This is a genomic window from Paenibacillus sp. NRS-1782 (assembly GCF_050467685.1).
GTDB classification, from domain to species: domain Bacteria; phylum Bacillota; class Bacilli; order Paenibacillales; family Paenibacillaceae; genus Paenibacillus; species Paenibacillus terrae_A.
Window position 1 is genome coordinate 147,812 of sequence record NZ_JBITPH010000049.1, and the last position, 10,214, is coordinate 158,025.

The window sequence follows — 10,214 nt, forward strand, 5'->3', positions numbered from 1 at the left end:
GAAATAGCGTTTTATGGTGAAGTATTCGTCCGTACATAAGAGGATAAAGGGATATTCAGCTCACGGACACCCTGGGCTACCAGACGGGCTATTTGCTCCGCCCCGTACTCCTGAAAATGCGTATCGTCCTTCACCCCATCAGGGAACGCAGGGTAAACTCCCGGCTCCAGATGTAAAAATAACGGAATTGTCCCTTCCGGACCAAGCGTATTATAATATGCCACACTTAACTGGCTTAGATCAACCAGTGCAACGCCTGTCTCGGATGCCGTTTCCTTCATGGCCTGCACGTATTCCGGAAAACTGATTCGATAGGAAGCACTTGCGGCGTCATAATCCCTGCGTCCAACAGGAGTTATCAGCACAGGTGTGGCCCCGCGCTGTGTCGCTCCCTGAATGTAGGTTTTCAAATAGACTTTATAATCCGCTGGGGAAACATAACGCTCTTGGTTGTTGATTGCCGCATCATTATGACCAAACTGAATAAGCAAATAATCACCCGGTCGGATGGTCCGCAAAATATCGTCCAGCCTTCCTTGTATAAGGAAAGTCTTCGTGCTTCGTCCACCAATAGAACGGTTCACAAAAGTCGTCTCGTCTGTAAAAAACGGCGCAAGCATCTGTCCCCAACCAGCCTGAGGCTTCATAGAGGCTTTATAGGTTTGGACCGTGGAATCCCCCGCAAGATATACGGAAGGATGCTCACTTTGCGTTCGAGTCTCTTTTGGCGTAATAACCAGCGCGTTAATCTTCGGATCATTTCCCGAGAAATACAATTCCAGCTGACCATCGATGAGAGCAAGCTCAAATGTGGCCTCGACAAATTGCCCTGCTGTTTTGGCGGTAGGCTCCACCTTGACGATGGACTCGGCCTTTACCGTAATATCTGTGCTTCCGTCTGTATCCCCGGCGATCAGGGAAAGTGTATAATCCGCAGGCGGCAAGTTGACAACAAAGGATGATCCCTGAACACGAACGAAATCCGAACGAATAGCGTCATTTCCACCACGATCCTTTTCTTTCACCTTGGAAAGATCGGTAAATCCATAGCCTCGTTCAGGCGTGTATGCATCATTGGCGGTGACCTGAGTGTAGCCCTCAGCTAAGCTTCCCGGGCCAAAGTCAAAACGAAGAGGCCCCGTGAGTTGTTTATCGGCCAATGCCTGCCCCGGAACAATTATGGTCGCAAGCACCAAGCTGAACCCTGCGCATAATCCAATCATTTTACCCAACAACCTGTGACGCTTTCCCTTTTGTCTCAAGCGCAACCCTCACTTCTCAGATTATTTGAATGACTCGTCATTGTCTATACGTGTAGTGATGCCTGCCAGCCTTCTATATCCTTGGTCCAACGCCCAGGATACCGCAATACCCACCGTGTACCGAACCAGATCGGCAGTCAGGAACCCTTTTCCCAACACCAGCCCGCCCAATGTCGTCGCCCGGATACTATTAATCCAGGGAGCCTGGTACATCTGACTGAACTCAATGGCGAAACAAAACAGCAAGCTGCCCCACAGCGCTACAGACAACCGACGATCCACCCACAACATCCTCAGTCCAAAGTAAATCATGCACGCCCACAAGCCATCCCCAAAATGATTGGCAACGAATTCAGGCAGCCGGGAGGAAAAGGTCCGGCTTCCCAAGCCCAACAGGATAGCGACCAGCACCGCAGCCAGATACACAGCTCGGGCCTTCCAGCGGAATTTCACACCTGTGTTCCGATTCTTCTTCCAGTCGACGTCGACGCTTTTACGAGTTCTTCTCATGCTAAATCACCTGACCTAACGCTGGAAAAGCTTCGCCAAGCTGCTGGAATCTCGTCGAGTATCCCCTGAGGTTAGCGCTTGCAAGAATGCTGATATTCCTGCTGATGTCATATTGTATGCACACTAACCTGTCTGTATTTTTCATGATCCAATTCATCATACGAGCCTCCACAATATCGTACAAATGCAATTCATCCACACTCTCCCGCATCGCTTCATTGACCATCGCCCCATCACCCCACTGTGGAGCGCGAATCGTCAACCGTTCTGTCTGGAATTGCTCCGGGAATAAGAATAAGATGGGGCTGGGCTGATCCGTCTTATTCTTACTCATGATGCTCCCTCCCCCATATTCCCCGAATAGCTGGCATGATCCAGCCAACCGATGATTTCGCGCAAACTGCCAATCCTGCAATCCGGTACAATGCCCGTTTCCTGCCACGGCATAAAGCCCTCCAGCCAGATTGTATGCAATCCTGCGCTTTGAGCACCGCGAATATCATTTGTCGGGTGATCGCCTACATACCAGACGTTGCCTGGGTCTGTTATCCCAAGCTCGTTTAACGCCAACTCAAATATGCGAGGATTTGGCTTCTCGACGTGGACGCCTCCCGAAACGATAATCGAATCAAAATAGTCCTTCAGCATCACACGGTTGATCTTTGCTTGCTGCGTGCGGAGAGAGCCATTGGTGATGATGCCAAGCTTCAAGCCCCGCGACCGCAGCTCGGATAGCACTTCCTTAGCTCCGTCCATCAGTACCGTAAACTTATGAAATTCACCATACCAAAAGCCCAGTATTTCCTGTACCGTCGTATCCGAATTTTTCAGTTCCAAATCTGCATGCAGCTCCGTATACAGCTCCCTTTTGTCACGGTATCCATCCTGATCCGCCAGGCGTATGTGCTCGACTATTGCTGCCCTGCTCGCCGGATCCTCCGCCACAATGAAGCGTTCCACAAAATGCTCCGTATATGCCGCAAACGCCTGTTTACGATGAATCAGCGTATTATCCAGATCAAAAATGACCGCTTCTATGGACATCCCGAACTCCCTTCTTCCGGTTCCTCATACCGATGAGTTGGAAACAAATTGAACAACTCCGATCCCCAAAAGCAAGAAAATAACGGAAAAGAAAATGATAAGCAATGTTTTCAGTATTCTTCCGGAAGTCGACCTGTGTTCCAGCTTCGCCTCGATCTGGGTCAGTCTGTCCTTGATGTCTTCCAAATCCTGTTCCACCTTCACGCCATTTCTCCCCTTTCTTCGTTCTAATATAACGGTTCAAAATACTTGAAAAATGAAATAGTCTCTTCCAGATCCTGCTCATTTTCGTAAATGTCCATGAGCTTTCCCAATTCAATACCAAAATCCACATAGGCGTTGGCTTTAGCTGTAACGATATGTCTGTCTCTCCCCCCATTCGGGAGTCCAGAATACATGTTGCTCCACATCGAAAATCATGCCTTCCAGCGGCCAGTTGTATCCTGGTATTCCATTCGAATCTATCTGTGTTGTCTCAGTTCCTTCCAAAAATATGTACTTCTTACTAGTGTAATCTAACAGGAAAGGAAATCCAAGACCCATTCGTATTGAGTTGCCGAATAAGCTTGGATTACATAAGTCCCTCTTGGGTCAGAAAATATAACTTCTATACTTGCTGTCCATTCACCTGAATATCCACAGCTACCTGCTGTCCCAGCCATTCCTGCATACGATTCCACGAAAAACACTGCTCCATGTGAAATACACCATGAGGAAGCTCAGAACGGTATAGCGCCAGCGCTGCAAAGACAGCTGCCTTGGCGGTTAAATCGGACTGATGATGTCCCCTTAGTTGGCATTCGACTTTCGTTTCCTTGCCATGGAGGGTTCCTCGCGCGTCTACCTTGACCGCCACGGCGTTCCCTCCCAGATGCAGCTTGCTAAAACTGCGAACCATTGCGCTACGCACGGATTGCTGTCGGAGTAAACCCGATATCCCTGTGGTCCGAAGCCCTGCCAGAAGCCGGGTAGTTAACCGGGAATCGAAGCAAAGACGTGTGCTGACCGTAGGAATTCCGAGCGTACGTGGAAGTGTATGCTGATCGGAAAAAGGAAAACGATATGCGCGATGGCGTCCCACACCTGCGCCGAAATCTGCCACTCGCCCGTCACTGAAGCTTTTTCGAATCACCGGGCGCCCCTGCTCCATAACCTCCAAATCCGTATGAATCTGATCCACTGTCCATTCAATGGCAGCCTGACCATGTTCGTCTCCCAAGCCCAGCATCAGAGAAATGTTCAACTCATCCGTCTGATCCATAAGCTGCGTCGCTTGCAGTGCCAACAGATTCGTCAGCCCCGGGGCCAATCCCACACTTAGCAGGGCAGTCGCCTGATAAGCTCGTGCCTCCTGATGGCACCGCTCCACCTGACTCAAGAAGGCTGCATTTGCGGTAATATCCATATAATGTACGCCATGCTGAAGGCAGGCACGTACCAGGTCTGTATTTTCCTGATCCAGACACATGATAACGATCTTGGCCTGCTTTAAAATCGACGGGGCTATCGGCTCATGAATATTAAGCTGTAAAGGCAGCACCTTGCCACCCGATTGCTTGCTAAATTCAGTGGCACGTTCCATACTGCGTCCTGCGGCAAACACCTTGCCGGGAAATATTTCACTTAGTTCCGTGCATAAAATTTTTCCGACATGACCATATCCGCCAATGATGATAATGCTATCCTTTGTCATGAGTAGCTTCTCCCCCTTTAACTGCAAACCACCCATTCACTAAAAAAGCGCCAAAATACCGGGTGATATGGGTAAAGCCTGCATCTACCAGCATTTCCTGTATTGCCGTATTGGACACCGGGTCTGACTCACGGCCAATGGAAGCAGCGAATCGCTCCCAATCCTCCAGGGGAATGCCCTGGTCCAGCATATGACTTTTCCACGCCTGCATTTGAATGGAAAAGGCAGACTCCTGTGGATTTCCATTGATGGAGGCCAGGCAAAAAGGCGCGCCCGGTTTGAGACGAGCAGATATCTGTTGTAGCAATGCCCGTTTACTCTCCAAGCTGTGAAGAAAATGAAGCACCAGCAGGCAGGTGGCAGCATCATAAATCGGCTCCGTGTGTGATGCTTCGGTCTGTTGTCCAGACTGCTCCTTAGGCTGTTCTTGGAGTTGTTCTCCGGGCAGCTCTTCCAACGTGCCTGTGACAAATGATATTTTTGACCTTATGCCCGCTTGCCCCACACGCTGACGTGCCAAATCCAGCATGCGTTCAGATGGATCAACTGCCGCAAAAGACCATGCCGCATGTTGTCCTCCGAGTGTAATCAGCTCCTGACCGCCGCCAGCACCGATAATCAGTACATTCGGATCTGCGGTCTGCGTGCTGGCCTGAGCTTCAAGCTGTGCGGTTAACAAGCGGTCCGTCATCTCATACAGATGAGCATATCCCGGTATTTTTAAAGCAATTGTGTCCGGGTACTTGCTTGCATTCGGATCGTTCCAGCTCATAGGCTGGTTAGGAATCGTATGTTCAGGGCCTGTATGACGGCTGTTGCTATATTCCATATATAGTTCCCTCCAAAATCGAACAGCTGGAAAAAGATGCGACTGGCCTTGCATTTAGCCTTGATCTTCCCCTAGCATTCGTATATTGTTGATTTAATCAAGAATCATTCTCAATTATAACGACTATACGTATATCCACCATCCCATAGATGTGGGATTTACTTCGATACAATGTTACGAAACTCCAGCTTTTCACGATGGGAGCAATGTATGAGCGCACAATATACACAATTTTCACAGCTAAAGGATGCTCGACAGCAAATCATTCGACTGGGAGAAAAAGCCCCTTCATCACAAGCATACAAACATGCGCTAATCGACCGCTTACGTACTCAGGTTTCGTTCGATGCGGCGTGTTGTACCTCGGTTGATCCGCATACGCTGCTTTCCACAGGGGCATTCACCGAATCAGGCGTGGATGACATTCATTACAAGCTGTTAGAGTACGAATATCTGCGCAATGATGTGATGAAATACGAGCTGTTGGTGCGGGAGGGGCAGTCCATAGCGTCTCTCAACGGAGCTACGCAAGGTGAACCGGGTCGGAGCGCACGCTACAGGGATGTTTTGCAGCCTGCCGGATTCGGGGATGAGCTACGTGTTCCATTAATGTACAAAGGGAGCTGTTGGGGATTTCTCACGTTGTTTCGCCTTCATACGGAGCCGGTATTCAGCGAGGAAGAGCAGCAGCTTCTTGAAGCCTTAGCACCGTCTATAGCCTACCATTTGCGTCAGGCCAGTGTGGGCTTATCTCCAGACTCCGCTATAATAATGGAAAATAATATGGAGCCAGGGGTTCTGGTGCTTTCTGGCAAGCTGGAGCCGATTTCCTCCAATCCAACGGCAGACCAGTGGCTCAAGTTGCTTCGGCAGCAGGAAGGCATTAACGAAAATAGCCTTCCCGCGCCCGTTCGGGCAGTATGCTTTCGCGCACTATCCACAGCCCTTCCGGGAGCTTCGACTACTTCCGCTTCACCAGCCAAACTATGTATACCCGCCGCAGACGCAGGAACCCCGTGGGCAACACTCAGAGCCACCCTTCTTCAAAGCGGGCAAAGTAAAGATGAAAAACAGCTTGCCGTATGGTTTGAGCCTGCTAAAGCATCTGAAATGCTGCCGCTCATGGCCGAGATGTTTGCATGGTCCGAGCGGGAAAGACAGCTTGTCCGGCTCATTGTTCAAGGCTTTTCAACTCGAGAGCTGGCAAGCGCACTTCATATTTCAGCCTACACGGTACAGGATCATCTGAAAGCGATTTTCTTAAAAACAGGTGTAAGCAGCCGCCGTGAGCTGGTATGGAAGGTATACTCCAGATTCAACTAATTTTAACCCGCCTATTCCACCATAATACATGCCAAAGAGACAGATAACCCGATTAAGGATCATCTGTCTTTGCATGTTTGCTCTATTTGGACGCAAGAGTCTTATTGCTTCGAAGAGGTTTTCGTATCATCGTAGGACACAGGTGAAGGCTTCGCAATCCATTCGTCAGCCTCTGGCTCGATATCCACGCCGTTTTCCAGCTTGTTTTTCTCCATCAAGGAATCCCCGTCCTCGTTCTTCTTGTTGCGGATTTTCGCCTCGTCTTGAGTGTGGTCGTTCATGTTGATTCCTCCTTTTTGACTTCATCTGATTGATGTACCTTAATCAACATTCCCCATTGCCATCCTGTGCAAACCTCTACATAACAGTACAGCCTTATTGAAACACCTTATTTATCATCCACATTCCACTCTCTATAAAACTGCTCCAAATACATCTCCATCCATTGATGCCGGACAGCCGCCAGTTCTTTAGCATAAGCTGTATTCATTAAATCCTTGAGCTTTAACAGCTTTTCGTAAAAATGGTATATGGCACTTTTCCCCGCAGCACGATACTCATGCTGTGAAAAATCCTTGTCCGGGTGGTGCATCATGCTGCCTTTGGAGCCTGCATACATAAAAGTCCTCGCAATGCCAATCGCTCCAAGGGCATCCAGCCGATCTGCATCCTGCACAACCTGACCTTCCAACGTATCCATAGGTGGATTTTGTCCACCGTTGTAGGACATCGTACCGATAATATTCATCACATGCGTAATCACGCCCGGATCACTTACATGCAGACCCAGCCACTGCTCCACTTTGTCCAGTCCCGCTTGTTTGGAGTCGTTTAATTTTTCATCCGCTACATCATGCAGTAGCGCTGCCAGTTCACAAATAAACGTATCTGCGCCCTCTTGAGCAGCAATTACGAGAGACAGCTTTCTCACCCGGTCAATATGCCACCAATCGTGACCACTATGGTCATGCTCCAACTGCTGCTGTACAAAGGGTTCTGCCTTTTGAATAATATCTGCTAAAATAGCTTTCTGTTGCTCCGTTCGTTTCTCCATAAGTCACCTTCTGCTTTCAGAAGTTCTTTTGCGTTTTGCCTATCCTATCTCTATCCTATTAAACTTATTGAGATATCTTACTCCACGACACCAAGCTCGCGGTTTTTTTCCTTGAAGCGGCTGTTGTGGGAAGATACATAGGCCACTTTATCTGCTGCGGGATCAATGTACAGCTTGGCGCTATTCAGCGCAAGGGCAGCATCCGTGAACGTACCCGCAATCAGATACAGCTTGCTTCCGTACTCGACAAAATCGCCTGCACCGAAAACCCCCGGCAGATTCGTTTCCAGCTTTTCACTCACTCTGGCATGCCACTCACCCATATCCAGTCCCCAATCCCGAAGCGGGCCGAAGTCCGATTTCAGACCATGGTTTACAATGATCGCATCGACGTTCAGTACCTGTGCTTCACCCGTCTCTACATGACTGATCGTCACTTGTTCAATCGTCTCGCCATTATTACTATGTAGCTGGCTCACCGCGTAAGGTGTGAGGACATGCACCGAAGATTCTTTCATGCGGACTATATTTTTCTCATGACCGCCAAAATGCTCACGCCGATGGACTACCGTCACACTTGCAGCAATAGATTCCAGCTCATTCGCCCAATCCACAGCCGAGTCGCCTCCTCCGGAAATCAGGACATGCTTGCCTCGAAACGGCTCCAACTCTTGCACAGTATAATGCAAGTTTGTAACCTCATAGCGGTCAGCTCCTTCAATCTCCAGCTTGGCCATTTTGAGAATGCCATAGCCTACTGCCAGCACCACCGTACGTGTCCAATGCTGCTCCCCTGTCGCAGAGGTCAATAGGAAGGTGCCATCCTCTTGCCGATCCAAACCTGTGATCTGCTGTCCCAGCACAATCGTAGGCTCGAACGTCAGCGCCTGCTGCTCTAGCTGATCAATCAGCTTTTCACATAATATCGGCGTGACACCTCCAACATCCCAAATCATCTTCTCCGGGTAAATGCGCATCCGTCCGCCCAGTTCATGCTTGGCTTCGATCAGCTTGGTCTTCATATCTCTCATTCCGCTGTAAAATGCGGTATACATACCGGCAGGACCACCGCCGATTATCGTTACATCATATAATTCCAAGGACTCTGTCACTCTGCAACTCTCCCTACCTTAGCGTGATATGTCTGCTCCTATTATAAGTGATAATAATTATCAATATCAATTAAGAATTAAAAACATATCCGATTCGGAGGTTTTTGTGACCTTGGAACTACATTTTTATACGGTATATATGGCTGTTGTTTCTCTCATTTTCCTGAGGTATTCAGGGATTGCTGCACTATAGCACGTAACTCCTTCTCATTAAGTCCTGTCTGTACAAATTGAAAACAGCGATCTGCTAATCTCTGTGCGCGGTCTATGATCTGACCCAGATGATAACCGTATGCTCCACCACATGGTAAACATTGTACATATCTAGTTTCAATAAAGCACATAAGTCAGTCTGCCGTTATCCAGATTATTTGCTATGTTTCAGATGAATCAACAGGCTTCGTACTACTATTATTTTCGTGAAAAGGAAGCATAACCATGGTTTCAAAACGATAATCAGAAAGCGAAATATGAAAAAAGCCTTCATACTTTTCAACTATATGTTGGATATTAACTAGCCCTATGCCATGAAAATCAGAATCGTCTTCTACATGGGGCTTCTTAGGTATCTCCGTAGTCTTCAAGCAAGTATTCGTTACATGAATAAATAGCGAATGGGCGTCAGACCATATTTGCAAATAAATAGACCTCTCTTCCTTATCAGGAACCAGATCAACCGCTTCAATAGCATTGTCTAGAATATTGCCGATCACTACACACAAATCATAACGATCCAAGCGAATATCTTCACTGTTAATACGGATATCGTGTTTAAAGTTCATTCCTTTATCGTTAGCAATATTGAGCGCGTGACTAACCAAGGCATCAATGACAAGATTTCCCGTAGCAATCCGTAAACAAGCTGAATTTATATCTTCCAAAGTTGTATTAATATTTGTTATTGCTTCGTCGAATTGTTGCTCCATTATGCAAACCCGGATGTACACCAACTGTTTTTTAGTATCATGTATGATTCTTTTAATTCTATTAAATGAGTGTTTCGTTCTTACATAACTGTTACCCCACAATTCTATATGCTTTTGTAACTGGTGCTTTTCATTCTTCAATCTAACCATTTCAATCATTTTGTCGTATACAAAGATGATCATAATATCAATAGTTAGAATACCACAGCCTGATAGAACATAGAGTACATCGTTTTCTACTTGGTGAAATAAGGTATTTAAAATAAATAGACTTATTATGAAAATGAGTACAATGTTTAAATAGTAAACTATACTAACACGCCTGTTGATTAACCATAATAAGTAATTTAATTAATAAAACCAGAGGTACTCTGAAGAAGAACGCGCTGAATTTGAATCAGCCATTCAACAGGTAGGTTTTGAAGAAGAAATAGACGGGAAAAACGCGCAAAGGAAAGAAC

12 protein-coding genes and 1 pseudogene are annotated in these 10,214 nt (G+C 47.4%); 1 reads left to right on the forward strand and 12 read right to left on the reverse strand.

Annotation, left to right across the window (positions count from 1 at the left end):
* Positions 1-11 precede the first annotated feature (11 nt).
* The 8 genes and pseudogenes from ACIFQM_RS19480 to ACIFQM_RS19515 all read right to left on the reverse strand — a co-directional run bounded on the left by ACIFQM_RS19480 (position 12) and on the right by ACIFQM_RS19515 (position 5,338).
* Positions 12-1,223, reverse strand: a complete 1,212-nt coding sequence (locus ACIFQM_RS19480; RefSeq protein ID WP_430045893.1) for a rhamnogalacturonan acetylesterase — start codon at positions 1,221-1,223, stop codon at positions 12-14.
* Between the two features lie 60 nt (positions 1,224-1,283).
* Complete coding sequence (locus tag ACIFQM_RS19485) at positions 1,284-1,772, reverse strand: DUF2809 domain-containing protein (RefSeq protein WP_430040918.1); 489 nt, start codon at positions 1,770-1,772, stop codon at positions 1,284-1,286.
* A gap of 187 nt (positions 1,773-1,959) precedes the next feature.
* Positions 1,960-2,106 (reverse strand): annotated as a pseudogene (locus ACIFQM_RS19490) (GNAT family N-acetyltransferase); the annotation flags it as partial.
* Complete coding sequence (locus ACIFQM_RS19495) at positions 2,103-2,816, reverse strand: HAD family hydrolase (protein WP_430040917.1); 714 nt, start codon at positions 2,814-2,816, stop codon at positions 2,103-2,105. The gene ACIFQM_RS19495 and the pseudogene ACIFQM_RS19490, both read right to left, overlap by 4 nt.
* Positions 2,817-2,840: 24 nt before the next feature.
* On the reverse strand, positions 2,841-3,020 hold the full coding sequence (locus ACIFQM_RS19500; protein ID WP_430045879.1) for a hypothetical protein: 180 nt from the start codon (positions 3,018-3,020) through the stop codon (positions 2,841-2,843).
* 23 nt (positions 3,021-3,043) lie between these two features.
* The gene (locus ACIFQM_RS19505) at positions 3,044-3,226 is read right to left on the reverse strand and encodes a hypothetical protein (protein WP_430045881.1); all 183 of its coding nucleotides are present in this window, start codon (positions 3,224-3,226) and stop codon (positions 3,044-3,046) included.
* Positions 3,227-3,423: 197 nt separating this feature from the next.
* Complete coding sequence (locus ACIFQM_RS19510) at positions 3,424-4,509, reverse strand: saccharopine dehydrogenase family protein (RefSeq protein WP_430040915.1); 1,086 nt, start codon at positions 4,507-4,509, stop codon at positions 3,424-3,426.
* Positions 4,496-5,338, reverse strand: coding sequence for a class I SAM-dependent methyltransferase (locus ACIFQM_RS19515; protein WP_430040914.1), 843 nt, complete (start codon positions 5,336-5,338; stop codon positions 4,496-4,498). The genes ACIFQM_RS19510 and ACIFQM_RS19515 overlap by 14 nt, the downstream gene beginning before the upstream one ends.
* Before the next feature lie 210 nt (positions 5,339-5,548).
* Here ACIFQM_RS19515 and ACIFQM_RS19520 point away from each other — a divergent pair, with 210 nt between their 5' ends.
* Positions 5,549-6,661 (forward strand): LuxR C-terminal-related transcriptional regulator, encoded by a 1,113-nt coding sequence (locus ACIFQM_RS19520; protein ID WP_430065993.1) that lies wholly within the window; start codon positions 5,549-5,551, stop codon positions 6,659-6,661.
* Positions 6,662-6,762: 101 nt separating this feature from the next.
* On the opposite strand, the gene ACIFQM_RS19525 is transcribed toward ACIFQM_RS19520, so the two are convergent.
* From ACIFQM_RS19525 to ACIFQM_RS19540, 4 genes are all read right to left on the reverse strand, one after another.
* Entirely contained in the window at positions 6,763-6,942 is a 180-nt protein-coding gene (locus ACIFQM_RS19525; protein WP_430045887.1) for a hypothetical protein, read from the reverse strand.
* 107 nt (positions 6,943-7,049) lie between these two features.
* Complete coding sequence (locus tag ACIFQM_RS19530) at positions 7,050-7,715, reverse strand: HD domain-containing protein (protein WP_430045889.1); 666 nt, start codon at positions 7,713-7,715, stop codon at positions 7,050-7,052.
* A 77-nt stretch (positions 7,716-7,792) separates the two neighbouring features.
* A complete protein-coding gene (locus ACIFQM_RS19535; RefSeq protein ID WP_430040911.1) occupies positions 7,793-8,827 on the reverse strand; it encodes an NAD(P)/FAD-dependent oxidoreductase in 1,035 nt (344 codons plus the stop codon).
* Between the two features lie 374 nt (positions 8,828-9,201).
* Positions 9,202-9,753 (reverse strand): ATP-binding protein, encoded by a 552-nt coding sequence (locus ACIFQM_RS19540; RefSeq protein ID WP_430065995.1) that lies wholly within the window; start codon positions 9,751-9,753, stop codon positions 9,202-9,204.
* Positions 9,754-10,214 lie beyond the last annotated feature (461 nt).

What these genes read in the sequence shown, in the direction of transcription:
- ACIFQM_RS19480 (WP_430045893.1), bottom strand. Translation starts at nt 1,223, where the DNA reads ATGATTGGATTATGCGCAGGGTTCAGCTTGGTGCTTGCGACCATAATT.
- ACIFQM_RS19485 (WP_430040918.1), bottom strand. Translation starts at nt 1,772, where the DNA reads ATGAGAAGAACTCGTAAAAGCGTCGACGTCGACTGGAAGAAGAATCGG.
- ACIFQM_RS19495 (WP_430040917.1), bottom strand. Translation starts at nt 2,816, where the DNA reads ATGTCCATAGAAGCGGTCATTTTTGATCTGGATAATACGCTGATTCAT.
- ACIFQM_RS19505 (WP_430045881.1), bottom strand. Translation starts at nt 3,226, where the DNA reads ATGTGGAGCAACATGTATTCTGGACTCCCGAATGGGGGGAGAGACAGA.
- ACIFQM_RS19510 (WP_430040915.1), bottom strand. Translation starts at nt 4,509, where the DNA reads ATGACAAAGGATAGCATTATCATCATTGGCGGATATGGTCATGTCGGA.
- ACIFQM_RS19515 (WP_430040914.1), bottom strand. Translation starts at nt 5,338, where the DNA reads ATGGAATATAGCAACAGCCGTCATACAGGCCCTGAACATACGATTCCT.
- ACIFQM_RS19520 (WP_430065993.1), top strand. Translation starts at nt 5,549, where the DNA reads ATGAGCGCACAATATACACAATTTTCACAGCTAAAGGATGCTCGACAG.
- ACIFQM_RS19525 (WP_430045887.1), bottom strand. Translation starts at nt 6,942, where the DNA reads ATGAACGACCACACTCAAGACGAGGCGAAAATCCGCAACAAGAAGAAC.
- ACIFQM_RS19530 (WP_430045889.1), bottom strand. Translation starts at nt 7,715, where the DNA reads ATGGAGAAACGAACGGAGCAACAGAAAGCTATTTTAGCAGATATTATT.
- ACIFQM_RS19540 (WP_430065995.1), bottom strand. Translation starts at nt 9,753, where the DNA reads ATGGAGCAACAATTCGACGAAGCAATAACAAATATTAATACAACTTTG.